Raw genomic sequence first — 26731 nt, forward strand, 5'->3', positions numbered from 1 at the left:
AAGGGAAGGAGGCGAGAGCCTCTTTTCTTTTATCACTATTTTCATATCTACAGGAGGAATGAGTTCTCAACCAATATTCTCTATGTGAATGTTAAAGGCATTTCAGAAACCAGGACGATACATTGCATATAAATAAAGGATGATTTTATGTTAAAAAGAGGCGGTTTAAGACTGCTAACAACCGGCGAGATTGCACTCGCACAAAGTATTTTCAGATCTTCAATACGTTATCATCAAGTCTGGATTCATCACGGGAGCTATCTTCCTTTCAATATTCAGGAAAGTAATACGGCCATGACGCCTAACGGCGAAATATGGTTTGAAACCAATGTGTACCGGGATGATTATTCCGTTGCTACTGTCGACTCACAGCATCTCTTTTTACATGAAATGGTGCATGTGTGGCAGCATCAGCGAGGCATGATGGTCAGAACCAGGGGCCTGTTTTCCTGGGCAGTTGATTATTACTATGATCTTAATGGTAAAAAATTATCCGACTATGGCATGGAGCAACAGGCCTCGATAGTCAGTGATTACTGGCTATTATTGAATCATGGTTTTTATAAATATACGGAAAGCATCAAATATAAAAATTATTCACCATTTGAAAGCGACAGAAACCTTATCCTGAAATACAAACGCATTCTTGGGAGTTTTCCACTATGAAACATATCGTTACGCTATTGGCATTGATGATATCTGGCTGTGTTGGTGACCGGCTTGATTTCAGACATGCCGGGAGTATTTTTCAAAAAAATAATGACTATGTTTGTGTTAACTCCAAAAGAGGCGATGTTATTACTTATTATATTTTAAGTTCATCAGAAGATAACTACCAGCACCCTTTGTTTTTTGAAAATTATATTCAAAAAAAATACCCGGATCATTGCTTTAATCTGACGCTTAAGAAAGATATTACCTATAACTTGCTCTATAAAATGAATGATGTTAAGTATAGGGTTAATTTTGCGTTAGATGATGATGGGAGAATAAAACAGGGTGTGAATAACCTGTAATCAGCGAGGAATGTGATGCATCGCATATTGGGATGTGGGGTGTGTCACATTTTTTGAAGAAGGATATAACTAACTATGTATTTTACGTGCTACGGAATTTCTCTAACGGGTATAAAGATAGAGTTACGGATTATTTAATAAGGCCTAAAATGTAAAGGCAGAACATCTTTTAAAAAAGGAACCTATTTATCATGAAGAAAGGACTTCTGATTCTGGTAGGGCTAATTTCGGGCTGCGTCGGAGACCGGCTGGAGTTTAGAAACGCGGGCACTGTTTATCAAAAGAACAGCGACGAAATTTGCATTAAGTCGAAAGAAGGTGATGTTATTACCTACTATCTTTTAACGTCCTCAGAAGATACCTATCGTCAGCCTTTGTTTTTTGAAGATTATGTTCAAAAGAAATACCAAGATCATTGCTTTAACCTGACGCTTAAGAAAGATGTCACCTATAACCTGCTCTATGAAATGAATGATGTTAAGTATCGGGTTAACTTTGCGTTGGATGGTGTTGGGGGGATAAAGCAGGGGGTGAATAATTTGTGAGTGGTGGGGGATGTGGTGTATTGCATATTGGGATGTGTGATGTGTCACATTTTTAGAGAAGATAAAAATGATTGTGTACTTAATGTGCGCCACTAGTGTTCGTGAAAACTGTCGTGATGATAGTGTGGATTTCTAAACTGACAACGGAGAAATGTTGATTAGCAGTATGAAATATTTGATTGAGAAGGAAGGGACAGGACGTCCCTTTTAAATAATGGATTTATTCAGAGTCTGCTTGTATTGGTGTTTACGTCATAGAATTTTATTTGTGATAGTGCCTCTCGGTGGGCATGACTGAGATTCACCACAACTTATTTTTATCTGATATTTTAAAATTATTTTTATCACGTCCTTTTTATGGTCATTAAGTTAATAACATTTTTCTTTCCTAAAGAATCATCAATAATATCTCCATAGTATATCTCAGATGCAGTTGTTGAAGTAATAAACCAATTAATTAGAGCATTTAAAGATTGGTCTTTTGTAGGATTTTCTTCTTTAAGTATTCTGTAAAGGGTTGTGCCTGCTGAAGTTAATTCCCAGTATAAAAAATTGGGTTGTTTAACGATTTTATCTGCGTTGATAAAAAAGTATTTATTACCATTGTGGAGATAGTATATTTTAGGTATTATTTCCCCACCCAATCCGAACGATTGAGTTGGTAAATTGGAAGAACGATACATACCAGGGGTATACGAAACCAATAAGCCTGCATCTACTAATGCTATAGCTTTGTGAGCACTGTAAAAGGAAATTTTATCTGATTGGCTATCGATTAATTTATTATCATAAATTATAAAATCAATAATATCTAAAAAATATTGAGCTTCAACCTTGGTGATGTTTTTTATTATATCAAGAGACCTTAAACTTACAGTCTCAGGGGCATTTATTTCCTCAGATAAAATTCTACCCCAAACATTACGCATAGTCTCATCATCAATTAGCTTTGCATCATTACGCCATCTATTTATAAAGTCTTGTGTTGGTTCTTTGTAATCTTTGTTTTCATTGGCTTCATTTAAAATAGGTGCTGCATATTTTATACAGCCAAGTATGTTGAGCACCTCCTCTTCTTGAATAGTATCTATTATTAAAGACTTAAGGTTGGTGTTATTTAACTGAGTTAGTTCATTTGATGTTGGATCATAAATAGCATTTCCATCCACAATTTTCAGCATATCTGAATAATCCTGTGCATTAGAGAGTCTTATTCTTCTCTCTGCTTCTGCATGCTTCTTACCAAATAAAATATTGAATATATATTTTGCACCTTTTGGTGAAGCATTTAATATGCCAGTAAAGTCTGCATTTATATTTATTGGCGATTTTTTCTCTTCGTTTGACATTAGGTCTCCTTATCGACTAATTAATAATCCTAAAAAAATCATTATGAAATGTTCTTTTGAACGCTGAAAAAATTCCCAAAGTGGGTTTTTAAAGAACCCCCAAATGCAACCCCAGTTTCCAGTTATCACATTTCCGCGATCCCCCTCGAGTTTTTTAGGTTTCCAATAATTTTAAACCAAACCACTGTTGACTTATCCAGTACAAAAAACAGAGGATAATATCCAAGAAGCAATCAAAGGTAACCGAAGAAAGAATTCGCCCTCGAAAGGTGCGCCAACACCAGACGAGGGCTAACCACAACGTAACTAACCAGGAGTCACATTATGGCTAACGCCGATAGTAACACATTCGCGTACACGGAAATGACGAAGGGTCAAACGATTATTGCTAAGGACATCGCAGCGTTATTAAAAATGCCGTTGGGCGCAAAGGACGATTTATTTCATGTGCTGGATATTTGCAGCTGCTGGATGGATGAATTAGCCGAAACACATAGCCACGCGGAATACATCGCGCTGGTGGGGCGTTTGCAGGCGGGGTTTAACGTGCTGAGGGTGGTCTTAACCCATCCGTTGCCGCAGCACTTAATTGAGCGGTTAACGGTGGAAGAGGGGCAAGCGGCGGCGCCCTGCACCGTGTCGGAGGCCGATTCCGATGTGCTCTGCGAGTATTGCAGCGCCGTAACCCAGGTGCTGCTGGGCCAGCAGTTGGGGCAGGCTCAACAGGTGCAGATGACGGATCTTCTCAGCCAGCTGTTCAGCCTGCTGGAAGAGAATTTGACCGCGCCGCGCTTCGTGCGCACGAAGAAAGGGCTGGCCTGATTGACGGTGAACTGGTGCAGGGCCTGCACTAAATAAACGGCGTCCCGCCTTCGCTGTGACAAAGCACGGCGAAGGCGGGCAGGGGAAGTTAGTTTTAGTGTGGTTGTATCTTAAAGCGAACCTGCGTCACATCGTCAGATAGCGACAGCACTTTCCCACTGTAGGTGACAGAAATAACGTTTTTATCATCCACCTGAATGTCGGTAATGGTGCCATAGCCGACAACGATCGGTATCGCAGTACTTAACTGGCGGGCAAGATCGCTGTCGTCGCCACTTAATTGATTGCTCAGGTAGTAGCGCCAGGCGACAGGGACGGTTGTACCACCGCTGCTTTGTTCTGTCATATACAGCCAGGTGTTGTGGTTAACCTGATATGTCCGTTTCAGGGGATGGATCGGGTTTGAAGGGCTGAAGTTCATCCAGGCATAGCCAATCACAACCATCAGCAGGACGGCCGTTAAAAGCCGATGGAGCCATTTAATAGTCAGCATGTATTTATGTCCTTATAAATCCACTCTCCATGTGGAGGGTGAGGACTAAGGCATCCCCATTCAACGCGGTAGCTGTAAGGAAAATCCTGAATAGTCAGCAAGTGTTAAGCCGCCCCGAAAATCTGCCTCAACCTAAGACGAAAACTCATCGTCATCGTCCAAAGCTTTCGCCCGCTGCTTCATAAAAACAACTTCCTGCGGGCTGGACAGATTCACCTCATTTTTGCGCAGCAGCTTGAGGATATTAAACAGCAGTTCGCTTTTGCTGGAGCCGACCATGCGCGGGCTGGCGACATAGCCAGTCACGCTCAGGATAATGCCTTCCGGCCCCAACTGGCTGAAGCGTACATACGGCGCAGGCGTCGGCAGGATCACCTCATAGTCCTGGTAGGCGCTGAGCAGTAAATCGCGCACCAGCTCCGGATCAATATTGGTCGGGAAGGTCAGGGCGATGGTGACCACGCCTTGGGCATTGCCCATTGTGGCGTTGCGCACGTTCTGGGAAATCAGCTGCGAGTTGGGGACGATCATCGTCGAGCGGTCGCTGAGCTGGATCTCCGTGGCGCGCACGTTGATTCGCCGCACGTCGCCCTCAATGCCGCCGATGCCGATCATATCGCCGACCTTGACCGGGCGTTCGGTGAGCAGGATCAGGCCGGAGATAAAGTTCTTCACAATCTCCTGCAGGCCAAAGCCGATCCCCACTGACAGGGCGCTGACAATCCAGGCCAGGTTGTTCCACTGAATGCCCAGCGCGGCCAGGGTGATGAGGATCAGCAGCACGTAGCCGACGTTGGTAAACAGCGTAATCAACGACGCGCGAATGCCGATATCGGTAATGGTTTTGGGCAGCAGCTCCTGGCTGAGCCAGCGCTGGGTTACGCGCAGAATGTACAGGCCAATCACCAGGCAAAGTACGGCGTTCAGCAGGTTGCCGGGCACGATGTGCAATTGCTTCAGCCCGTCGCCGCTTAAAATCGTCACCAGCTTGCTGATAAGCAGGCTCGGCGTGGTGGTGCCGAAGGTGCCGTTAAACAGCGCGATGATGGTCATGAGTATCAGCGCGCACTTGGTGAAGGCGGTAAACACCACGGCCAGCTGTTCAAGGTGTCGGTCTTTAAACCGCAGCGACTTTTTCATCGCCTGGCCGGGGGCGGTGTGCGGTGAAAACACGGCGGCGAAAAAGTCGGTGGCGAAGGTCACCAGATAATAAAACGCCACCAGCACCATGCCGAACCAGATGACCTGGTAAGTCAGGTAGCGGGCAAAGGCAATGTAGCCGACCAGCAGCGAAGCCAGAATCGCCAGCGAAGCGAGCATGACCAGCAGACAGACTAAGGCGTCGATCCGGGAGCGCTTCTCGGCAGGCTCGCCATTTTTTTCCAGCCGCCGGTGGGCGTGCTGCACGCGCAGCATCATGGCCAGCAGCACGCTGGCCATAACGGCAGCAATCAGCCCGTTGGCGCGGATCGTGGTGCCGAGACTGGCGCCAATCGTATTATTAATCAGGTCGAGGCAGCCAATGAGCAGGCCGAGAATGGCCAGCAGCGGTGGGAAGTAACGCACGCTTTCGGCCACGCTGTCATCGAGCTGCACCAGCCGCCATGAAGGGCGGTTCAGGGAAAGAAACGCGCGGCCAGCGCCATAAATCAATGAGCAGAACACGGCCAGCTGCACAAAGCCGTCGACAAAATCGTTCACCTGGGGAGAGAACTCTGCCCCCCGAGAAAAGGCGCTTTTCACAATGGAAAGTGCCAGCGCGATAGTAAACATGGTCACTAACGTGCTGGCCAGCGTATTGAAGCTGCGGCGCAGGCGACCATCCGGCAACCAGGTGATGGCGATCCAGACCAGCAGCCGCTCAATCAGGTAGCAGCCAGCCAACACAATCGCGGCGGCAGCCACGAACAGCCAGAAGGTGCCCCAGAACAACTCGGGTTCCCACGCCGCCTGCCAGGTTTCCAGCAGCTGCTCGCCAAAGGCATTGAAGCGCTGGATATCCACGGCCTGGGTGTCAGCTTCCTGCAGCCAGAAGGTGGCGCTCAACATGCTCCCGCTGTTCGACGCCAGCTGGGATTTGAAATAGGTGCGGCGGAGATCGTTTATCTGGATGCCCAGCGCCCGGATGTTGGTTTGCAGGCTTTGCGAGGTGCTGATGGCCTCATCAATCTGCTTTTTGTCGCTGTTCAGCGCGTTGCGCTGCCGGGACACGCTGGCGGTTTCATTCCCCGCAGCGGTCTCCGGGGCAGGCCCCAGCACCTGCAGCTGAGCCTGCACTTTGTCGTGCATCGGCTGCAGCAGCGCGGTCAGGCTATCCACCTCCACGCCGAGCTTTTGCGTGGTGTCGAACAGCTTGATCAGCCGGCTGTCGGTGTTGGTCTGCGACACCTGCTGCTTAATGTTGTCTATCTGCGTCTTGTATTGCTTTAGCTGCCCGGCAATCTCTTTCAGGCTGGGTTCCTGGTCTTCGGTCGGGGCCGCCAGGCTGCTTTGGGCCGTCAGCAACAGGCCGACAAATAACAGGCAGGAGAGGAGGAAGGTATGCAGCGATTTGTTCATGGGATGGCGCTCAATGTCCCTATTAACGTTCACCCAAGTATGGGCAGGCGCTAATCAGATTGCCATCTTTTATCCTCGGGCGGCTACAGGGTGGGGACTTTTCCCGCCAGCCTGAAGCCTCTTCTTGCCCGGGGCCGGGCATACTCATGCGTCACTTATCTTTTCAACTGCCGTGTTGCCGCACCCCTCAATTTTTTCAATAAACTGCATTAGAAAAGTATTAGCCCCCGAATGGGGTGGCTGACACCAGACGGGGGCTAACCACAATGTAACCCTTCCAGGGCGGAGACGTTAAGCAGGTGCCCGCCCCCTTCAAGAGTCAGCCAGGCTTGCTCACAGTATTATGCCCGGCCATCCTACGGCAGGAAGCAATCAGGCTAATAGGCATGCTCCTTTTTGAACTGGTAATCTTTTGCCGGGGAGGAGTCATTAAAGATACCGTCGAAGTAGGAGTCGGTCTCGTCGATGGCTTTCCCTTCATATTTATCGAGGAAATCATCGACCCGTTTCTTGAAGGTGGGGTTGCTAAAGTACTCTTCAATTTTGAAGGTACCGCCTACGGTATTGACCCCGAACTTGAGGTTCACCTCATTGTAAGAGCCGCATGAAGTGGCTATTTTCTTTTGCGCCTGGCTGAAATAAGTGCCGTAGACCAGGAAACTGGGCTTATAGAAAATATTGCCACTGTTGTCTTTGAATAAATCGTGAGTGGAATAAGCATACAGGTAATTGTAGTCGGCGGTGGTCTTATTCATTTCTGCGCTAAGCCCGTCGCCAAAGCCTTTAAGGAAGGCAGCAAAAGCAGAAACATTCCCCGCGATAACGCTGCAGGCAAACTCAATCACCGTTTTGGCTATTTCAATTCCTTTGACCGACGTGTCCAGGCTTTTATCGCCTGAGACCGGATCGGTAAAGAAGGCGTTGAGCAGCTGCTGGGTGACTTCTTTCCACTCTTTATAATTATATTTATCGGCACTGTTAGGGGCTTTTTTATTTACCGCTGCGCTGGCAACGCCGACGAAGCGTTCCATTAATACGCGGCCAGCCTCCACCTGTTTTTTTAAATTAGCGGGGGCATCATTGAATTGATACGTTTGATATTGAACGGCGCCATCCTGAGACAGGCCGGGAACGAGCGGGGGTTTGTCACTCAGGAGTTCAGCCCCTTTCAAACCGTGGATTTGACTAAAGTACGCTTCTGCCGCGTCGATCGCTTTTTCATTGAACATAACAATGTTCTCCACAATGGATATTTATGCTGTGTGTCAAATAAAAACGGAGTATGCCATATAATATATTTATTTGACGTTGGGTAAATAAACAAAATATATGCAATATTTTTCCTGCCGCGTTTAACTTTTGTTTCGCCAAACGTTCGATGATTATAGCAACCGAATAAACTCGCGCGATTTTTATATGTGCCTGGTGCAGTCTTTGGCTTATTTGTTATTTGGTTGATATAAAACATCATGCTTGCGCAATATATAATGTGTTGATTTTTTATTTTTTAAAATAACAAGGTTGATGCTGTTAATTTAATTTAAGGCAATATGTGACCAATCAAAAACAGTCCATTATTTACCGGGATTAATAATGTTTTCCTCCTGTTAGGGCTATTAAGCGCTACGCTTAACGTGCCTCAGGCCAGCCAGCTGCGGTGCCAGTCCGGCTTCGGTCATACTCTTGTCAGATTCGGCTGGTTTAATCGTCGCAACGGAAAAAAGGGACATAAAATGATGAAAAAACATGTGTTGTTGACGGTGATGCTGGCGGCAATGAGCGCTTCTGCTCTGGCAAAATCCACCTTAACGCTTTACACCAGCCAGCCCAATGAAGATGCGCAGACCACCGTCAGCGCCTTCGAAAAAGCGAACCCGGACATCGAAGTGAAATGGATCCGCGACGGCACCAGCAAGCTGACCGCCCGTTTACAGGCGGAAATGGCCGCCGGGGGCGCAGCGCCGGACGTGTTGCTGATTGCCGACAGCGTGACCATGGAATCCCTCAAGCAGCAAAACCTGCTGGCGGCCTACAAATCGCCGGAAGCGGCGCGCTTCGATGTCCAGCTCTATGACAAAGACGGCTATTACTACGGTACCAAGTTGATTACCACCGGCATTGCGTACCACAGCAAAGCCCCGGTCAAACCCACTTCGTGGCTCGATTTGCTCAAACCTGAGCTTAAGAACATGACTACGCTGCCAAGCCCGCTATACTCCGGTGCGGCGCAGATCCACCAGGCCGCGATTATGGGCGCGCCGACGCTGGGCTGGCAGTACTACGAAAAACTGAAGGCCAACGGGGCGATGCCGCAGAGCGGCAACGGCGCGGTGATGAACGCCATTGCTTCCGGCAGCAAGGCTTACGGCGTGCTGGTCGATTACATGGCGATCCGTGAGAAAGCCAAAGGCGCGCCGATTGAGTTTGCCTTCCCGACCGAGGGCGTGAGCATTGTCACCGAGCCGGTGGCGATGATGAAGGGCGCTAAAAATCCTGAAGCGGCAAAAGCGTTTATCGACTTTGTGCTCTCCAAAGCGGGGCAGGAGCTGGTGCTGAAACAGGGCTATCTGCCTGCCGATGCCAGCCTGCCGGTGCCGCAGGGTTTCCCGCCGCGCGACAGCATCAAAATCATGCCGTTTGATGCCGCCAAAGCGCTGGTGGACACCGACGCCAACAAAAAGCGCTTTGCCGACCTGTTCGGTAGCCGCTAATCGATGCTTAGCCCGGCATTGTCCCGCCCTAACGACGGCAGCCTGATGAAAGGGCTGCTGCGCCTGCTTGTCGTCGTCATTGCGCTCTTAAGCCTGCTCCCCAGCCTGCAGCTGCTGGTCTCCGCGTTGGTGGACTGGCGGCTGGGCGGCCAAAGTAGTCTGGGCCGCGTGCTCAGCAACCCGAATACCTGGGTCGCACTATGGAATAGTGTCTATACCAGCGGCCTGGGGGCGCTGCTTTCCCTCCTGCTGGGCAGCCTGTTTGCCTTTTGCCTCGGCCTGATGAACATCCGGGGCCGCCAGGCCTGGGCGTTTCTCTTTATGCTGCCGATGATGATCCCGCCGCAGGTCACGGCCCTGAGCTGGCTGCAGCTTTTCGGCCCCGGCAGCGTGCTGCTCAACAGCCTCGGCCTGGCGCCGGGGTTTGGCAGCCCCAATCCGCTTTATTCGGCGGAGGGGATCGCCTTCCTGCTCGGCATCCAGCACGCGCCGCTGGTGTTCCTGACGCTGCGCACGCAACTGCAAAGTTTGCCGCAGGAACAGATTGAGGCGGCGAGGCTGAACGGCGCTTCTCCTGGGCGCGTTTTCATCGACATTATTCTGCCGCTGTGTCGACCCGCGCTGTGGGCCGGGGCGGCGCTGGCCTTTGTGTCCGCCCTCGGCAACTTCGGCATCCCGGCGATGCTCGGTATCCCCATCTCTTATTTCGTGTTGCCCGTGTACATCTACCAGACGCTCTCCAGCTTTGGCCCGTCGATGCTGAACGAGGTGGCCTCGCTCTCGGTGCTGATGGGCGTGCTGGCCGTCGCTATTGTCACGCTTCAGGGCATCATGCAGCGGCGTTACGCTTTGCCGCTGATCGGCATGGCCGGGCGGGCGGCAAGTATTGCGACAGGGAAAGGGCGGCTGGCGGTGGAGATCCTGCTCGCGCTCGTGCTGGGCGGGATGCTGGTGGCCCCGCTGCTGGCGCTGATCGCCACCTCGCTGGTGCCAACCCTGGGCGTGCCGCTCAACGGCGATACGCTGACGTTTGCCGCCTGGGCTGGCATTTTTGATGAGCAAAGCGCCACCTGGCGGGCGCTGACCAACAGTCTGCTGCTCTCCGTCAGTGCCGCCGCGCTGCTGATGGCGCTGAGCCTGCCGCTGGCCTGGCTGCTGGTGCGTCGCCCCAGTCGGCCTTTGCGCTGGCTGCACAGCCTGATCGACATTCCCTATACGCTTCCCGGCGTGGTGCTGGCCATCGCCTGCATTCTGCTGTTTGCGCGCCCGCTGCCGCTGCTGAACGTCAGTCTCAGCGGCACGTTGACGATTATCTTCTTCGCCTACCTGGCCCGGTTTCTTACCGTCTGCCTGAAGCCGGTTCACACCAGCATGCTGCAGCTGGATCCGGCGATGGAAGAAGCCGCGAGCCTGGCAGGAGCGGACGCCTCCCAACGGTTACGCCACATCGTGCTGCCGCTGCTGGCCCCGGCGGCCTTTGCCGGTGCGCTGCTGGTATTTCTCACGGCAGTGAACGAGCTGACTGTCTCCGCACTGCTCTGGAGCGCCGGGAAAGAGACCCTCGGCGTGGTGGTGTTTAACCTCGACGAAAGCGGCGACAAGGTGATGGCCTCGGCGATTTCGGTGCTGGTGGTGGGGCTGGTTGCCGTGGTGATGCTGTTACTCGGCGCGCTGGGCCGTTATTTACCGAAAGGAGTTATTCCATGGCAGAGCTAAGGCTGGACAAGCTCAGCAAATTCTTTGGCGAGCAGGCCGTGGTGAAGGATCTCAGCCTGACGATCCCGTCCGGGGCGTTTACCGCCTTGCTGGGGCCGAGTGGCTGCGGCAAAACCACCACGCTGCGGATTGTGGCCGGGCTGGAGTCGCTGAGCGGCGGCCGCCTGTGGCTGGGCGAGAGGCTGCTGGCCGACAGCGGCACCCACGTTCCGCCGGAACAGCGTGACATGGGCATGGTGTTTCAGTCCTACGCCCTGTGGCCGCACATGACCGTGGGCGAGAACGTTGGCTATCCGCTGAAGCTGCGCCAGGTAAACGGCGCGGCAAGGCAGAAACGCGTGATGGAGGCGCTGGAAGTCGTGGAGCTTGGGGCCTATTTCGGGCGCTCACCCCAGGAACTCAGCGGCGGGCAGCGGCAGCGGGTGGCGCTGGCACGTTGCCTGGTCTCAGAGCCGCGAGTGGTTCTGCTCGATGAACCGCTGGCGAACCTCGACCGCCATCTTCGCGCCACCATGGAGCAGACTTTTCGCGAGTTTCACCGCCGCACGGGGGCAACGTTTGTCTACGTCACGCACGATCAGGCGGAGGCGATGGCGCTCGCCAGCCATATCGCGGTGATGCACCAGGGCGAACTGATGCAGTGGGGCACCCCGCAGCAGCTTTATCAGCAGCCGCAGAATAGCTGGGTGGCCGGGTTTATCGGCCAGGGCAGCGTGCTGTCCCTCGCCGTTTCGCCGGGCTTACAAAGTCTGGATCTCGCGGCATTGCATGGCGGCCTGGATCAGCCGGGGCGCGATAAAACCGTGCCGGTTCTGGTGCGCCCGGAGCATGTGCAGATCTCAGGCAGCGGGCCGGTGGCCAGCGTCGAAAGCTGTATTTATCAGGGAGAACGCTATCTGCTGGAGCTGCGTTTGCAGGACGGGCAGGCGCTGAGCGCGTTTCATTCTGCGCCGCTGGCGGTGCGGCAGAGCGTGAATGTGCAGCTGTTGCAGGGCTGGCGGCTGGATGCGGCGTGACAATTACGTTGTTGGCAGGAATATCCCGCCTTCACCAGGATAAAACGGCGAAGGCGGGGCAGGGTTTTAGTCTTCGAAGAACCAGTAGCCGCTGTTCACCAGGGCGGCTAACGTGGCGAGGAAGGAAGGATCTTCCAGCGCATCGCCAAACTTCTCCGCGTCCAGCTTAATGTGGCTGGCCAGCGCTTCCACCGCCGGGCGGTGCGGGCTGTCGAGCTTCTCGCCGTTCACATACACCTCTCCGGCCACGCGGAGCACGCGCAGGCCACCCAGGCGCACCAGCTTGTCACCCTGCTGCAGTGCGTCGTAGATCTCATCCGGCTGATAAGGTGGCTCCGGTGGCGTAACGTCCAGCTCGTGGCGGGACTGGGTAATAAACTCGCCAAACCAGCTGTGGAAGGTCTCCGGCTGGTTAACGATGTCCAGCATCATCTCGCGCAGCTTGTCGATTTCCTGCGGCAGAATATCTGCCGGGTGCTGGCGCTCAGGCACGTCCGGGTCGGTATAGCGTAACCCGCCCAGCTCGCGCTGCAGCACGTAGTCGGCAAAGCCGCTGATCAGCTCGCGGCCGCTTGGGGCGCGGAAGCCGACGGAGTAGTTCAGCGCGTTTTCCAGCGAGTAACCTTCGTGCGGGAAGCCCGGCGGAATATACAGAATGTCGCCCGGCTCCATCTCTTCGTCGATGATGGCGTCGAACGGCTCAACCTGGAGCAGGTCCGGGTGCGGGCAGTGCTGTTTCATGGCGACTTTTTCGCCCACGCGCCAGCGGCGGCGGCCCACGCCCTGAATAATAAACACGTCGTACTGATCCAGGTGCGGGCCTACGCCGCCGCCTGGCACAGAGAAGGAGATCATCAGGTCGTCAATGCGCCAGTCGGGCAGAGCGCGGAAGGGGCGCATCAGGGCGCTGGAAGGTTCATGCCAGTTGTTCACGGCCTGCACCAGCAGCGACCAGTTGTTCTCGCCGAGGTGATCGTAGCTCTGGAACGGGCCATGGCTGACCTGCCATTTGCCGCCCTGGTGGCTCACGAGGCGGCTGTCCACCTCGCTTTCCATGGCCAGACCGGCCAGCTCATCCGGTGAAATAGGGTCGATGAAGTTTTTAAAGCCGCACTTCAGCACCACAGGGCGTTTTTGCCAGTAGCGTGCAATAAAGTCGGGCCAGTTTAAATCCAGGTGATAATCCATATTATTGTCTTCCTGCAGATGGAGGAGCCTGACACGGATTATAACGGATGGCGAGCCGGGTTACGGGACTATTTCACCCTTCATTCTGTTCCGGCTGCTGGCGGGCAAAAATCACTTCCATGCGCGCGCCGCCCAGAATGCTGGCACTGGTCTGGATCTCGCCGTTGTACTGCTCGACAATTTCTCGGGCAACCGACAGCCCGACGCCCTGGCCAGGCCTCAGCGTATCGGCCCGCTGGCCGCGATCGAAGACCATTGCACGTTTGCTTTCCGGAATACCGGGACCGTCGTCTTCCACGATCAGGTGCAGCGCATCTTCGGTCTGGCGGGCGGTCACTTCCACAAACTCCAGGCAGTATTTGCAGGCGTTATCCAGCAGGTTGCCCATCACTTCCATAAAGTCATTTTGCTCGCCGATAAAGGTGATTTCCGGCGAAACGTCCAGCGTGATGTTCACCCCTTTGCGCTGGTAAACCTTGTTCAGCGCCGAGCACAGGTTGTCCAGCAGCGGGGCAACGGAATGCAGTTCCCGACTAAGCAGGGCGCTGTTGCCGCGCATGCTGGCGCGATGCAGGTAGTAGCCGATCTGCTGAGAGATGCGGCTGATCTGCTCCAGCATCACCGGTTCGGCCTGCTCGACGTTCATCTTGTCGGTGCGCAGCGACCGTAGGGTCGACTGCAGCACGGCGAGCGGCGTTTTCAGGCTGTGCGTTAAGTCCGTCAGCGTGGTGCGGTACTTGTCGTGGCGATCGCGCTCGGTGCGCAGCAGCTGGTTAAGGTTACGCACCAGGCTTGTCAGCTCGCGGGTTGTTTCCGGGTTGAGGCTGTCGCGGTCGTGTTTTTCCAGCTCGCGCACTTCCTGAGCGAGTTCCTGAATCGGGCGCAGGCTCCACCACGCGGCAAGCCACAGCAGCGGCACTACCAGCAGCAGGTTGGCCAGCAGGACGTAAATAAACCAGCTCCACACCATGTACGAACGCTTCAGCTCGATAGGAATGGTGTCCACCACGACCACGGTCAACGCCGGCATGCGCGCCGTCGCCGGGTAGAGGTTGACCGCCACCGAGTGGGTCATCTCGTAGCCGTCGTCGCTTTCGTCATCGTGCATGTCTTTCAACTGGGCCAGGCGATCTTTGTCGTTGTCCAGCAGGGCGCTACTCGTTGCGTAGTCGGCCTCCAGCTCGTGGAAGCCGTTGCCGGTCAGCCACTCTTTCTGGATCTGTTGCACCACGTCCGGGACGTTGCGCTGCATCCACAGCAGTTTGCCGTGCTCGTCGTAAATCAGCGCCATAGTCGGGCTTTGGATACTGATGTTGTCGGGCAAGTCCACCTGCAGCTTGCCGTCCTTCCAGCTGGACAGCGTATAGAACAGGTTACTTTCCCCGCGCAGCAGGCGGAAGGTGGTTTTATCAAAGCTAACGCTGTAGCCCACCAGCGCCACCAGGCCGTAAGCCAGGGACAGCACCATCACAACCGCGGCGGTAGCCAGTAAGAAACGAACCCGCAGCGACAGCGGCAGGATATGGCGAAAAATGTTCAGCATTTAGTGGAGATCGAACCTGTAGCCCTGCCCGCGCACGGTGGTGATCACTTCCTGCGGGTATTCAGCCTGAATTTTTTTACGTAAACGGCCCATCAGCACGTCAATAGTGTGGCTTTCGCGCAGCTCGGCGTCCGGGTAGAGTTGCAGCATCAGCGAGTCTTTGCTGACCACCTTCCCGGCGTTGCGGATGATGGTTTCCATGATGGTGTATTCAAACGCGGTGAGCTTGATCAGGTTGTCGTTAATCGACAGCTCGCGGCGGGACAAATCGACCTGGAACGGCGGCAGGGAAATCACCTGCGAAGCCAGACCGCTGTTACGGCGCATCAGCGCCTGCATACGGGCGACCACTTCTTCCAGATGGAAAGGTTTAGTGACGTAGTCATCGGCCCCGGCGCCCAGAACTTCAACTTTGTCCTGCCAGCCTTCACGGGCGGTTAATACCATGATGGGAATGGTTACGTCATGGCTGCGCCAGCGGCGGATCAGGCTCATGCCGTCTTCATCCGGCAGGCCTAAGTCAACAATTGCGATATCCGGGGTATGTTCATTCAGGAAATAGTCTGCCTCTTTGGCATCCTCGGCCGCATCCACCTGGTGGCCTGCTTCACGCAGCTGCACCTTAAGGTGATGACGCAGCAGGGCATTATCTTCCACGACCAGTACGCGCATTGTATTTCCTCAATCCATTCATAGTATTGATAGTTTAGCGCTAATTATTAATGACAGGAAATAAACCTCGTATAAACAATGCCCTTATGGAGATTAACGCTGAGTCAACAATCCCATTCGGCTGGAGGCCCTCACCCTAACCCTCTCCCAGAGGGAGAGGGGATCAAAATAAACTTTGTCATTTGTTTTCCCACTCGCCCCTCTGGGGAGAGGGCCGGGGTGAGGGGCAAACTGCAGGCAACAAAAAAGCCCTCCGAAGAGGGCCTTTTTCATTACTTCAGCTCGTCAACCATGGTAATGGCTCGGCCAATATAGTTGGCAGGCGTCATGGCTTTCAGGCGAGTTTTCTCTTCTTCCGGCAGCTCGAGGCTGTCGATGAACTGCTTCATGCCTTCGGCATCAACGCGTTTGCCGCGGGTCAGCTCTTTCAGCTTCTCGTACGGCTTTTCGATGCCGTAGCGGCGCATCACGGTCTGAATTGGCTCAGCCAGCACTTCCCAGTTGTGATCCAGCTCGTCCAGCAGGCGGTCGCGGTTCACTTCCAGCTTGCTCACGCCCTTCAGGGTGGACTGATAGGCGATCAACGCATAGCCGATACCCACGCCCAGGTTACGCAGCACGGTGGAGTCGGTCAGGTCACGCTGCCAGCGGGACACCGGCAGTTTGCTTGCCAGGTGCTGCAGCATAGCGTTGGACAGGCCGAGGTTGCCTTCGGAGTTTTCGAAGTCAATCGGGTTCACCTTGTGCGGCATGGTGGAGGAGCCAATTTCACCGGCGATAGTTTTCTGCTTGAAGTGGTTCAGGGCGATGTAGCCCCACACGTCGCGGTCGAAGTCGATCAGGATGGTGTTGAAGCGCGCGATGCAGTCAAACAGCTCGGCGATATAGTCATGCGGTTCGATCTGGGTGGTGTACGGGTTCCACTGAATGCCCAGAGAAGTCACGAACTCTTCGCTGAACTGGTGCCAGTCCACTTCCGGGTAAGCGGCGATGTGGGCGTTGTAGTTGCCGACCGCGCCGTTGATTTTGCCGAGGATTTCAACGTTGCCGAGCTGGCGGAACTGGCGCTCCATGCGGTAAGCGACGTTTGCCATCTCTTTCCCCATGGTGGATGGGGTCGCCGGCTGGCCGTGGGTACGGGACAGCAGCGGGATGTCGCGGTACTGCACCGCCAGATCTTTCACCGCATCGATGATTTTACGCCAGTACGGCAGGACCACGTCTTTACGCGCGGTGTCGAGCATCAGCGCGTGGGACAGGTTGTTGATGTCTTCGGAAGTACAGGCGAAGTGAATAAATTCGGACACCGCGTGCAGGGCAGGGATCGCTTCCACTTTCTCTTTCAGGAAGTATTCCACCGCTTTCACGTCGTGGTTGGTGGTGCGCTCGATGGTTTTGATGCGTGCGGCGTCAGCCTCGCTGAACTCGGCGACGATTTTATCGAGGTAACCGTTTGCGTCCGCATCAAAAGCAGGAACTTCCTTGATCGCTGCGTGCGCGGCCAGCTTTTGCAGCCAACGTACTTCGACCTGTACGCGGAATTTCAGCAGACCGAATTCGCTGAAAATAGCGCGCAGAGCGCTGACTTTGTCGCCGTAGCGCCCGTCAACGGGGGAAACGGCGGTCAGTGAGGATAATTCCATAACAACTCCTGAGAGGTTAACAATGAGCAAGAATTTGTTTGGCCTGATCGGTCAGGCGACGACGAGAAAACATTAACTGCAGGCGGCCACCGCCAACCTGATGCCACAGCACGGCGGCACGGATCCCGGCCAGCAGCGCCGCGCGTACTTTACTTTGCACCTGCGGGCTTTGCAGCACGGCAGGGGAACCCGTGACCTGAATACGCGGGCCAAGCGGGCTGATGACATCCACGTAGATCCCGGCCATGGCGCTCAGTAGCGTGTCAGACTCGAGATCAAAGTGTTCCAGCTGGCGCTGCAGGCCATTAATTTTGCTGCCGAGCGTGTCCATCGCGCCTTTGGCGGCGTGGAGTTTACGCTCCAGCACCATCAGGCTGAGCGTATAGCGCGTCAACTCGGCGTTCAGCCCCTGGCGGCTGCTGGCATTTAGCACGCCAAGCAGGGTTTCAAGCCCGAGCTTAAGGTTAGCTTCGCTGCCGCCAAAAACATCCAGGGTTGAGCCTGGGTTCTGGTCAATCACGCTGTTGAGCGAGACGTGGAGCGCGTCGCTGTCGCAATGACCCTGATGTGCCAACTGCTGAACCAGACGGGCTGACTGGCAAATGCCGGCCAGCGCGAGAGTAATGTCGTAGTAGTTTTTAGCCACCAGGCTGCGTCCTTGTGTGTAATTAACTGACGAGCGGCAAACGCTGCTCGATAATGCCGCCGCCCAGGCACACTTCGCCGAGGTAGAACACCGCGGACTGGCCTGGGGTGACGGCAGCCACCGGCTCTTCAAAACGCACTTCTATGCGCTCAGCGTCCAGCGGCGTAATCGTGCAGGGGATATCCGTCTGGCGGTAGCGAGTTTTCACCGTGCAGCTCAGCGGCGCGGTCAGCGGCTCGCGATCCACCCAGTGAAGCTGCTGGGCAATCAGCCCGACCGACATCAGACGCGGGTGATCGTGACCCTGCGCGACGATAAGAATATTGTTGGCGACGTCTTTATCAACCACGTACCAGGGATCTTCAGATCCTTCTTTGGTGCCGCCGATGCCGAGGCCTTTACGCTGACCGAGGGTGTGATACATCAGCCCCTGGTGCTCGCCGACGGTTTCGCCGTCCACGGTAATAATTTTACCCGGCTGGGCTGGCAGGTAGCGGCCCAGGAAGTCGCGGAACTTGCGCTCGCCGATGAAACAGATGCCGGTGGAATCTTTTTTCTTCGCGGTGACCAGATCCAGCTCTTCAGCAATGCGGCGCACTTCCGGCTTTTCCAGCTCGCCGACCGGGAACAGGCTTTGGGCAATCTGTTCGTGGCTCAGCGTATAGAGGAAGTAGCTCTGGTCTTTGTTGCCGTCCAGGCCGCGCAGCAGTTGGCTTTTACCGTTCACGTCAGCGCGGCGCACGTAGTGGCCGGTAGCAATGTAGTCGGCACCTAAATCTTCGGCGGCAAATTCCAGGAAGGCTTTAAATTTGATCTCTTTGTTGCAGAGGATATCCGGGTTTGGCGTGCGCCCGGCTTTGTACTCTTCGAGGAACAGTTCGAACACGTTGTCCCAGTACTCTGCGGCAAAGTTAACGGTGTGCAGTTCAATGCCCAGCTTGTCGCAAACGGCCTGCGCATCGGCTAAATCTTCCGCTGCGGTGCAGTACTCCTCGCCATCGTCTTCTTCCCAGTTCTTCATGAACAGGCCTTCCACCTTATAGCCCTGCTGCATCAGCAGGTAAGCGGAAACGGAGGAATCGACGCCGCCGGACATCCCGACGATCACTTTTTTCTGGCTGTTATCAGACATGGAGAGACTCACGACATTGAACTTCAAAGCGGCGTATTCTATCACGCAGGCCGCTACTTGACACCCTCTGTAAACGGCCAGTTAAAAGCCCCCAGCACCGACAGGGGATAACGCGGCCCCTGCTGGTAACAGCGGATGCTTTCCGCCACCAGCGGCGAGCGCAGATTTGCCGCATTGAGAATGGCTTCGGCATCGAGCCACAGGCAGCGGTCAATGTCGCTGTCGTGCGGGGTGGTCGGCAGCTGCTTATCGAGATCGATAGCAAACAGGAAGCGCAGGAAAGGCGTGTTGTCCGGGGCGATCCACTGGTGCATGCGGATAAAGCTCTGCGGCTCGGCGGTAATCCCTGTTTCTTCCCACAGCTCGCGCTTCGCGGCTTCAAGCAGCGTTTCGTCGGCTTCGAGGTGCCCGGCGGGCTGGTTCCACAGTGCTTTGCCGTGAATGGTTTCTTCGACGACTAAAAACTGACCTTCGGCCTGAACAACGCAGGCCACGGTGATGTGCGGCTTAAACATCGCTTCTCCTGGGTTAAAGCGGTTTGTCGATTTTGGCGTAAATGGCATCCAGCGCGCTGAGGCGTTTATTGTACTGTGCGGTCAGACATGTGGTGTCAGACCCGCAGCTCTGGCGCTCTTTGAGCCACGCTTGCTGCTGATCCTGCATAGCGCCCTGGCCACCCATGGCAAACAGCCCTTTTAAGAACTGATATTTGGTGGCCATTTCGACGTCTTTATCATTCAGCGCCCGATGGGCACAAATCGCTTTTTCATCTGGCGCATTGGCTTTGGCGCAGTCAAAACTTGCCGCGCCTGCGGTGGCGGAGCCGATAAGTAAGCTCAGCAGCAGTATCTTTTTCATTTTGGTTGCTCCGGAGGGACTTCGCGCCACTCGCCGTTGGCCAGGCCTTCCAGCGTGTAGTCGCCCATGGCGTAGCGAATCAGGCGCAGGGTAGGGTGGCCCACGTGCGCCGTCATGCGGCGAACCTGGCGGTTACGGCCTTCATAAAGCGTGATCTTTAGCCAACGGGTGGGGATCGCCTTACGTTCGCGAATCGGCGGGTTACGCGGCCACAGCCATTCTGGCTCGGCAACCAGTTCGGCGCCTGCCGGCAATGTGGGGCCGTCGTTCAACTCGACGCCGTTGCGCAGGGCGCTAAGCGCTTCCTCCGTTGGCTCGCCTTCCACCTGCACGTAATAGATTTTGCCGGTGCGTTTACCTGGCTGGGTCAGTTTGGCCTGCAGCGCCCCGTCATTGGTGAGCACCAGCAGCCCTTCGCTGTCGCGATCTAATCGGCCCGCGGCATAGATGCCTTGTAAAGGAATGTAATCCTTTAGCGTGCTGCGCCCGGCTTCGTCGGTGAACTGCGGCAGCACATCGTAGGGCTTATTGAAGATAACCAGCTTCTTTGGACCGTCAGGCTTCTTGCGGCTGGCGGGTTGTGGGCTGCTGAATCGTTTAACTTGGTGATTCCTAAAAGAAGTTTTGTTCATAGTGTTTTCAGCGCGGGTGGATTGACGCATTATAACGGAAAACATGAGTGATTGGCGCGAGCCCGATATTGCAGTAGTATGAGCCCGCAAATTACAAATCATTAACAAAAAACCAGAAGCGCTCGAAGGAGAGGTGAATGGAAAGCAAAGTAGTCGTTCCGGCGGAAGGTAAAAAGATCACCCTGCAAAATGGCAAAATCAACGTTCCTAACAACCCAGTGATCCCGTTCATTGAAGGGGACGGTATTGGTGTGGACGTAACTCCTGCCATGATTAAAGTGGTGGATGCTGCCGTGGCAAAAGCCTACAACGGCGAGCGGAAAATTTCCTGGATGGAAATCTACACCGGCGAAAAATCTACCCAAGTTTATGGCCAGGACGTCTGGCTGCCAGAAGAAACTCTGGACCTGATTCGTGACTACCGCGTGGCCATCAAAGGCCCACTGACTACCCCAGTCGGCGGCGGTATTCGCTCCCTGAACGTTGCCCTGCGTCAGCAGCTGGACCTGTACGTTTGCCTGCGCCCGGTACGCTACTACCAGGGTACCCCAAGCCCGGTGAAACAGCCTGAGCTGACCGACATGGTTATCTTCCGTGAGAACTCCGAAGATATCTATGCGGGTATCGAGTGGAAAGCGGACAGCGCTGAAGCGGACAAAGTTATCAAGTTCCTGCGTGACGAAATGGGCGTGAAGAAAATTCGCTTCCCTGAGCACTGCGGGATCGGCATCAAGCCTTGCTCCGAAGAAGGCACCAAACGCCTGGTACGTGCAGCCATCGAATACGCGATCACCAACGACCGTGATTCCGTGACCCTGGTGCACAAAGGCAACATCATGAAGTTCACCGAAGGCGCGTTCAAAGACTGGGGCTACCAGCTGGCTCGCGAAGAGTTCGGCGGCGAGCTGATCGACGGCGGCCCGTGGGTGAAAATCAAGAACCCGAACACCGGCAAAGAGATCGTTGTAAAAGACGTGATCGCCGATGCGTTCCTGCAGCAGATCCTGCTGCGTCCTGCGGAATACGACGTGATCGCCTGTATGAACCTGAACGGCGACTACATTTCTGATGCCCTGGCGGCACAGGTTGGCGGCATCGGTATCGCCCCGGGCGCAAACATCGGCGACGACTGCGCGCTGTTCGAAGCGACCCACGGTACTGCGCCTAAGTACGCAGGCCAGGACAAAGTGAACCCAGGCTCCATCATTCTGTCCGCAGAAATGATGCTGCGTCATATGGAATGGTTCGAAGCGGCTGACCTGATCGTCAAAGGTATGGAAGGTGCTATCGAAGCTAAGACCGTAACCTATGACTTCGAGCGTCTGATGGATGGCGCTAAGCTGCTGAAATGTTCAGAGTTTGGCGACGCTATCATTAAACACATGTAATCAGCACTGCTGGTGATGTGATAACGGGAACCTGATGGTTCCCGTTTTTTATTATTAGCTTTCGAACGGTTATCAAAATTTTATCAAAATAAGTTATCAAAACAAGAAGCATTTGGAGTTATAGTGGTCTCCAATGTAACTTTCTAATACGCATCAAAATCTTCATTAAGGTATCATTTTCAATGAACATTAATAAAAAAACTTTTAAAAGTTTTATTGAATTAAAATCATTTTTTTCATACAGGTCACGTGCTTATAATTTGATTGTTATCATCGTATTTGCTTTTGTATTTATTCGAGGTGTTGGTGTTGTTTTTGATATTGAGCAAATAGATAGATCAAAGTTGATCGCTCTTTTTAACGATAACATTGGAGTGGTTGTTGCTTTAAGTTTTGGAATTGTTACGGCTGGTTTTTTAATTTCCTACGTAAATAAAGGAATAGGTGGCTCTAAAGATGGTAATAAAGAATCATTGGCCTTTGTTAAATTAAAAGAAGAGTTGAGCGCCTTAAAAATAAGTGTTGAACAGTTATCTCAACTCGGGGCAAATGAATCAAATAGTGTTGATTTAGAACCTGCTGAAAAAGCTAAGTTGATAGAAGCTGCAAAGAAAAGAATTGTTGGCAATACACTTTTAGCAGCAGATGTTAGTTTAAAGAATGATATAAAAACACTTAAGCATCAAATTGACATAAATAGGCATTATTCTGATATAGTCTATCGGCTTGAAAGTGAAATTGACAGGCTTAACCGCCGTGGTGGAGTCAATTTAGTGATTGGGGCTGTAATTGCACTGATTGGTATTTCGTATCTTGGTTTTACTGTAACTAATCAACTTGTTAATACAGATAAGGTTGACTATATAATCCATATGGCCCCAAGGTTGTCATTTGTAATAGTCATAGAGCTTTTTGCTTATTTTTTTCTTAAATTATATAAAAATGGATTTGATGAAGTTAAATATTTTCAAAATGAACTGACGAATATTGATTCTAAGGTTTTGGGTATTAAATTTTTAAAAGATATAAAAAACGAAGAATTAATGGGCGAGGTGATTAAGAGTTTAATGGCTACAGAGAGGAATTTTATTTTAGAAAAAGGGCAGTCGACTGTGTCATTAGAACAGCAAAAAATAAAAAATGAAGAGGATAGAAAAACCACTGAGATCATAAAGGAGTTATTTAAATTACGAAAGTGAATGTGCAATTTATCCAAGCTTGAAAGCATATGCCTTTATATGCTTTCTTGAATGGGCTTCATATAATATTTGTTTAAGACTTGAAATGACATATTTATACAATGAGTTTTATCCAGTCTTTTCCCCTGTCATCATGGTAACTGTCGGTCTGTGTCTGCGTCTTATGTCCCAATAACTTTTGAGTGTTGATGCCCTGTTCCTTGTATAGCCTTTCAGATAAAGAACGCTGCTCATGAAAAGTTGCCGGTGTCCCTTCTCCCCAGTCAATCTCTGTTTTGTCTCGAGCTTTACTGAAGTTCATGGTGATCGTGTTAGATTTCACCTGAGCGCCTCGTTCAGCTTGAGACGTTGCCCGGAAGAAATGAACCATAAAAGGACTCACCGCATAATCACGGCAGCGCACAACCACCTCACGCAGACACCAATCAATAGCGTCACATCGAAGAGACAGTGGAATTGCAATCTTGCTGCCTGTTTTCTCCTGGATTACATGAAGGTGATCATCCCAGATGTCGCTAAACTTCATTTTGGAAATGTCGCCCAGGCGTTGGCCGGTGACGATGGCCAGCAGCATTGCATTGCCTAAATAGCGGTGATGTGCATCAGCGATTGCAAAAATCTTCTTCCATTCTTCAAGGTTTAACCGCTGACGAGTAATCTTCCGCCGCGGCTGCTTGGTAGCGAGAGCTGGGTTGTAGCCAGGAGGAACCTCTCCAGCGTGTTGAGCTTCTTTGAACACATCAATCAGCACAGAACGTATGACCTGAGCCATACGGGCCTGACCATCAGAAATATACTCGTCGAGGATTTGAGCTATGTCTCTCACGTCTACTGCTGAGATAGTTTTCATACCCACACGAGCTCTTAGCAACGCGATGGGTTTGGCCTTTTGCTTATGGGTATTCGGCCTTATGTCTCCGCTCTTAAGTCTTTCATCCTGAATACTGCAGTAACGGTCGAGCCAGGTATTGGCGGTGATTGCTTTACCTTTGCTGGTGGCGATTCTGTCACTGACAGCCAGTATTTGCCGCGTTCTTTGTTCTGCAATCCTTGCATTTGCCTCAGTGGCAATAGCTATTGCCTCTTGTTCGTTATCGCCCAGCGCATGGAATTTACCCGTTACAGGGTGCTTATACCGCCAGTAGACTTTATTCACCTTACGGCTGTAGAGAGGGTAAAGGTTCGGCACTTTTACCTGATTTTTACGCGGTCTGGCAGCCATCCGATAAAATCCTTTGTAGTAAGGGCGAGTCCGTCTTTCTAATTACGGGTTTTGCCAGTTCACCAACAATCTCTGCATCTTCCCTGACGCGCCACAGACGCCCCTGTTTGGTCGCTGGCGGAGAGAACATATTTTGTTTAGCGTAGCGGCGCAGTGTATTCATCGCCGGAGGGTTGCTCCGATATTTTTCTGCGGCCCATTCTTCGAGAGTCAGCATTTGAAGCATATGTGTACCTCTGAATCATGGCCCAGAGATGGGCCATGTTGTGAAAACGCAGAATCAGTTTTTAATCAGCTGCTGCCAGATGGCAGAAACGTACTTAACCTGGTGTCGGGCATCACTCAGGGCGTTATGCTGATCGCCTTCAAAAGGGATTTCATAGCGAGGATTAATGCCAATGGCCTTGCCCAGTTCGACGATTGTTCTCACGTCTCGATCGTTCCAAAACTCCCAGAGAGCAGGGATCCCAGTACGCTTGTAAGAGCTGCGCAGCAAAACATTGTCGTATGTAGCGCCATTCCCCCATAGCTGAACGCTGGCAGGGCCATTTGCGGCGTTTTCGCAGATAAACTCGTTCAACTGGAGCAGGGCATCATCAAGAGGGATGGCATCAACCTGAATTGCAGAGCGGGCCTCAGCGGACTGTTTCATCCACCATAGAATGGTGTCAGCGTCTGGCAGGCCACCAGATTCCATGGAAGATGTCAGGCTGATGACCTTGTAAAACTCACCTCCCATCTCGCTGGTTTTAGGATTGAAAAACACGGCGCCAATGGACACGATTGGAGCGTCGGGGGTTGAACCGAATGCCTCCAGGTCAACCATGAGATGAGTAAACAGCTGCTCTTCAGTTTCATCTTTACGGTGACCGGTATCGTTATTCAGAGTATCTGCTTCCTGATTAACAACAGCATGGCTTTCAGTTGAGTTAATTGCTGCTTCGCCTGGTAGTACTTCAGTGCCAGCTTTGGTTTCATGGTTGATAGTTTCTTCCACCGGCACATAGTCAGTATTTTCCGCAGCAGTATCTTTCGAGGGGGCATTAAAGAGAGCTGTCGCATCGAAAACACCGGCCCCGACTTTTACCAGCTGTGCTGGTGGTTGTTTGTTTTCTGCATGCTGCGGTTCAACATTTTCGTTGCTCTCTTCCACGGCTGCGGGTGCCTTAAAATAGTGCTGAATAGCATTCCAGCGCGCTTCGCTATTTGGTGTCCCGTCATCTGGCATGAATTTTATCTCAAGCAGATTTTTAACAACGTAACTTGTAAGAGCCGGGATGGAATGCAGAGCTTCATCAGGTGCGTTGCGAACCAGGACAAAAATTGCGCCTCGGGAAAAATCCAGAATGCCGGACGATTTGCGAAGAACGGCACTCCATGTTTTCCATGGTTCTTCTTTGTTGGTGATTATTTCCTTCGCCCGGCGAACAACGCCTGCCGGAAATTCGTAGATATTAAAATCCATCGGGAGGGTGGCCGCTGCGATTTCAATATCAAGAACATCCAGGGAAAGAGCCAGATCCGGGTTGCGGTCAGTTTTTATCTGTCCACCTGTATTGGTTCCGGCATCAGTCCTGATCATGGACTCCGGTGCGCTTTCAATGGAATGAACGGCAGCAGGCTGTGGTGCTGACTTTGCCTTCCATTTTTCAATGACGTCCGCCCGGTGGTTGCCACGGCCGGCTGAATTATCATTCAGGGCTTCGATCCATTCTGTTGAGAATGCCAAAACGTGAGACAGCTCAGGAGTCTTTCCATCCAATGGCCAGATGAGCTTGATGGCCTCAAGGAGAGTATGGCGTATGTGGTTGTGGCACTGCTTTAGAGGCTCAACGGAGTTAACCGCCAGAATGACATTCTGGAGATAGTTATTGTCCATATCCATTTGGGCCTTGATTGCGGCCGCTCGCTCTTCTGGCGTTGCTGTAAACATGCCTCCGATCCAGAAATGAGCGAGTTCGACGCTGAGACCCATTTTGTAACTTTCAATGGCGTCACCTAGCTCCTCTGCTTCTTCGTCGTCAACTGCAGCCGTTTGAATCAACTGCCAGGTTCTGCCGTCTTCCGCCAGCTCGTAACGTTTACACCATTCAAAATCGACAGTGCCTTCCTCCGGAAGATCATCAAAAACAGGGAAATCAGTCCTGACTGGCTTGTTGTAATCGTGGCCACGGCCGGTTTCTATACCGGCATCTTCCAGGGCCACATCAAGCATCAGGTTTGCGCGGGCTTCGGTTTTTGCTGTCTGCCAGTGGATGGCATCAGGCTTACCTGATTTTTGAGTTGCTTTGATTAAATTAAAGAATTCCATATCGGGGCCTCTTTTTTGGATGTAAGATACCCGCAGCCAGTGATTGCCGCTTTTGGGTAGTGGTCATTGG

General features: G+C 52.5%; 25 protein-coding genes. 9 read left to right on the forward strand and 16 right to left on the reverse strand.

The window, feature by feature from the left end; translation table 11 throughout:
* Positions 1 to 147 precede the first annotated feature (147 nt).
* From F3J26_RS11195 to F3J26_RS11205, 3 genes are all read left to right on the forward strand, one after another.
* Positions 148 to 666 carry a type IV secretion protein Rhs gene (locus tag F3J26_RS11195; RefSeq protein WP_166993802.1) on the forward strand — a complete coding sequence of 173 codons (519 nt, stop codon included), beginning with the start codon at positions 148 to 150 and terminating at the stop codon, positions 664 to 666.
* Positions 663 to 1016, forward strand: a complete 354-nt coding sequence (locus F3J26_RS11200; protein WP_166993804.1) for a putative T6SS immunity periplasmic lipoprotein — start codon at positions 663 to 665, stop codon at positions 1014 to 1016. The genes F3J26_RS11195 and F3J26_RS11200 overlap by 4 nt, the downstream gene beginning before the upstream one ends.
* Positions 1017 to 1207: 191 nt before the next feature.
* Positions 1208 to 1561: a putative T6SS immunity periplasmic lipoprotein gene (locus F3J26_RS11205; protein WP_166993806.1), complete on the forward strand. Its 354-nt coding sequence runs from the start codon at positions 1208 to 1210 to the stop codon at positions 1559 to 1561.
* A gap of 344 nt (positions 1562 to 1905) precedes the next feature.
* Here F3J26_RS11205 and F3J26_RS11210 read toward each other — a convergent pair whose 3' ends face one another.
* Entirely contained in the window at positions 1906 to 2910 is a 1005-nt protein-coding gene (locus tag F3J26_RS11210; RefSeq protein WP_166993808.1) for a DUF2806 domain-containing protein, read from the reverse strand.
* A gap of 324 nt (positions 2911 to 3234) precedes the next feature.
* Here F3J26_RS11210 and F3J26_RS11215 point away from each other — a divergent pair, with 324 nt between their 5' ends.
* Positions 3235 to 3732 carry a hypothetical protein gene (locus F3J26_RS11215; protein WP_286180243.1) on the forward strand — a complete coding sequence of 166 codons (498 nt, stop codon included), beginning with the start codon at positions 3235 to 3237 and terminating at the stop codon, positions 3730 to 3732.
* A 94-nt stretch (positions 3733 to 3826) separates the two neighbouring features.
* Here the strand turns inward: F3J26_RS11215 and F3J26_RS11220 are convergent, their stop codons facing one another.
* The 3 genes from F3J26_RS11220 to F3J26_RS11230 form a co-directional block, all read right to left on the reverse strand.
* Complete coding sequence (locus F3J26_RS11220) at positions 3827 to 4225, reverse strand: hypothetical protein (RefSeq protein WP_166993810.1); 399 nt, start codon at positions 4223 to 4225, stop codon at positions 3827 to 3829.
* A 132-nt stretch (positions 4226 to 4357) separates the two neighbouring features.
* Entirely contained in the window at positions 4358 to 6784 is a 2427-nt protein-coding gene (locus F3J26_RS11225) for a DUF3772 domain-containing protein (protein WP_166993812.1), read from the reverse strand.
* Between the two features lie 377 nt (positions 6785 to 7161).
* On the reverse strand, positions 7162 to 8013 hold the full coding sequence (locus tag F3J26_RS11230; protein WP_008453376.1) for an Evf family palmitoylated virulence factor: 852 nt from the start codon (positions 8011 to 8013) through the stop codon (positions 7162 to 7164).
* Positions 8014 to 8517: 504 nt separating this feature from the next.
* On the opposite strand from F3J26_RS11230, the gene F3J26_RS11235 reads away from it, so the two are divergent.
* Genes F3J26_RS11235 through F3J26_RS11245 form a run of 3 tightly spaced genes read left to right on the forward strand, consistent with a single transcriptional unit; the run spans position 8518 to position 12227 of the window.
* The gene (locus tag F3J26_RS11235; protein WP_166993814.1) at positions 8518 to 9495 is read left to right on the forward strand and encodes an ABC transporter substrate-binding protein; all 978 of its coding nucleotides are present in this window, start codon (positions 8518 to 8520) and stop codon (positions 9493 to 9495) included.
* A gap of 3 nt (positions 9496 to 9498) precedes the next feature.
* Positions 9499 to 11211, forward strand: a complete 1713-nt coding sequence (locus F3J26_RS11240; RefSeq protein WP_166993816.1) for an ABC transporter permease subunit — start codon at positions 9499 to 9501, stop codon at positions 11209 to 11211.
* Positions 11199 to 12227 carry an ABC transporter ATP-binding protein gene (locus F3J26_RS11245; protein ID WP_166993818.1) on the forward strand — a complete coding sequence of 343 codons (1029 nt, stop codon included), beginning with the start codon at positions 11199 to 11201 and terminating at the stop codon, positions 12225 to 12227. Before F3J26_RS11240 ends, F3J26_RS11245 begins: the two co-directional genes overlap by 13 nt.
* A gap of 66 nt (positions 12228 to 12293) precedes the next feature.
* On the opposite strand, the gene F3J26_RS11250 is transcribed toward F3J26_RS11245, so the two are convergent.
* From F3J26_RS11250 to rluE, 9 genes are all read right to left on the reverse strand, one after another.
* Positions 12294 to 13415, reverse strand: coding sequence for a ribosomal protein uL16 3-hydroxylase (locus F3J26_RS11250; RefSeq protein ID WP_166993820.1), 1122 nt, complete (start codon positions 13413 to 13415; stop codon positions 12294 to 12296).
* A 73-nt stretch (positions 13416 to 13488) separates the two neighbouring features.
* Positions 13489 to 14958 carry a two-component system sensor histidine kinase PhoQ gene (gene phoQ, locus F3J26_RS11255; protein ID WP_166993822.1) on the reverse strand — a complete coding sequence of 490 codons (1470 nt, stop codon included), beginning with the start codon at positions 14956 to 14958 and terminating at the stop codon, positions 13489 to 13491.
* Entirely contained in the window at positions 14959 to 15630 is a 672-nt protein-coding gene (gene phoP, locus F3J26_RS11260) for a two-component system response regulator PhoP (protein WP_008453365.1), read from the reverse strand.
* 272 nt (positions 15631 to 15902) lie between these two features.
* The gene (gene purB / locus F3J26_RS11265) at positions 15903 to 17273 is read right to left on the reverse strand and encodes an adenylosuccinate lyase (RefSeq protein WP_008453363.1); all 1371 of its coding nucleotides are present in this window, start codon (positions 17271 to 17273) and stop codon (positions 15903 to 15905) included.
* 16 nt (positions 17274 to 17289) lie between these two features.
* The gene (hflD, locus tag F3J26_RS11270; protein WP_008453361.1) at positions 17290 to 17919 is read right to left on the reverse strand and encodes a high frequency lysogenization protein HflD; all 630 of its coding nucleotides are present in this window, start codon (positions 17917 to 17919) and stop codon (positions 17290 to 17292) included.
* A gap of 22 nt (positions 17920 to 17941) precedes the next feature.
* Positions 17942 to 19051, reverse strand: coding sequence for a tRNA 2-thiouridine(34) synthase MnmA (gene mnmA, locus F3J26_RS11275; protein ID WP_008453359.1), 1110 nt, complete (start codon positions 19049 to 19051; stop codon positions 17942 to 17944).
* 53 nt (positions 19052 to 19104) lie between these two features.
* Positions 19105 to 19566: an NUDIX hydrolase gene (locus tag F3J26_RS11280; protein ID WP_166993824.1), complete on the reverse strand. Its 462-nt coding sequence runs from the start codon at positions 19564 to 19566 to the stop codon at positions 19105 to 19107.
* A gap of 13 nt (positions 19567 to 19579) precedes the next feature.
* On the reverse strand, positions 19580 to 19909 hold the full coding sequence (locus tag F3J26_RS11285; protein ID WP_166993826.1) for a lysozyme inhibitor LprI family protein: 330 nt from the start codon (positions 19907 to 19909) through the stop codon (positions 19580 to 19582).
* Positions 19906 to 20571: a 23S rRNA pseudouridine(2457) synthase RluE gene (rluE, locus tag F3J26_RS11290; protein ID WP_166993828.1), complete on the reverse strand. Its 666-nt coding sequence runs from the start codon at positions 20569 to 20571 to the stop codon at positions 19906 to 19908. The genes F3J26_RS11285 and rluE overlap by 4 nt, the downstream gene beginning before the upstream one ends.
* Positions 20572 to 20678: 107 nt before the next feature.
* Between rluE and icd the strand changes: the two genes are divergently transcribed.
* On the forward strand, positions 20679 to 21929 hold the full coding sequence (gene icd / locus F3J26_RS11295) for an NADP-dependent isocitrate dehydrogenase (protein ID WP_039292075.1): 1251 nt from the start codon (positions 20679 to 20681) through the stop codon (positions 21927 to 21929).
* A 182-nt stretch (positions 21930 to 22111) separates the two neighbouring features.
* Positions 22112 to 23128: a hypothetical protein gene (locus F3J26_RS11300; RefSeq protein ID WP_166993830.1), complete on the forward strand. Its 1017-nt coding sequence runs from the start codon at positions 22112 to 22114 to the stop codon at positions 23126 to 23128.
* A gap of 94 nt (positions 23129 to 23222) precedes the next feature.
* On the opposite strand, the gene F3J26_RS11305 is transcribed toward F3J26_RS11300, so the two are convergent.
* Genes F3J26_RS11305 through F3J26_RS11315 form a run of 3 tightly spaced genes read right to left on the reverse strand, consistent with a single transcriptional unit; the run spans position 23223 to position 26661 of the window.
* The gene (locus tag F3J26_RS11305) at positions 23223 to 24350 is read right to left on the reverse strand and encodes a site-specific integrase (RefSeq protein ID WP_166993832.1); all 1128 of its coding nucleotides are present in this window, start codon (positions 24348 to 24350) and stop codon (positions 23223 to 23225) included.
* Complete coding sequence (locus F3J26_RS11310; RefSeq protein ID WP_166993833.1) at positions 24331 to 24576, reverse strand: excisionase; 246 nt, start codon at positions 24574 to 24576, stop codon at positions 24331 to 24333. The genes F3J26_RS11305 and F3J26_RS11310 overlap by 20 nt, the downstream gene beginning before the upstream one ends.
* Before the next feature lie 54 nt (positions 24577 to 24630).
* On the reverse strand, positions 24631 to 26661 hold the full coding sequence (locus F3J26_RS11315) for a 3'-5' exonuclease (protein ID WP_166993835.1): 2031 nt from the start codon (positions 26659 to 26661) through the stop codon (positions 24631 to 24633).
* Positions 26662 to 26731 lie beyond the last annotated feature (70 nt).

The organism is Enterobacter sp. Ap-867, from assembly GCF_011752855.1.
In the GTDB taxonomy this organism is placed as follows: domain Bacteria; phylum Pseudomonadota; class Gammaproteobacteria; order Enterobacterales; family Enterobacteriaceae; genus Cedecea.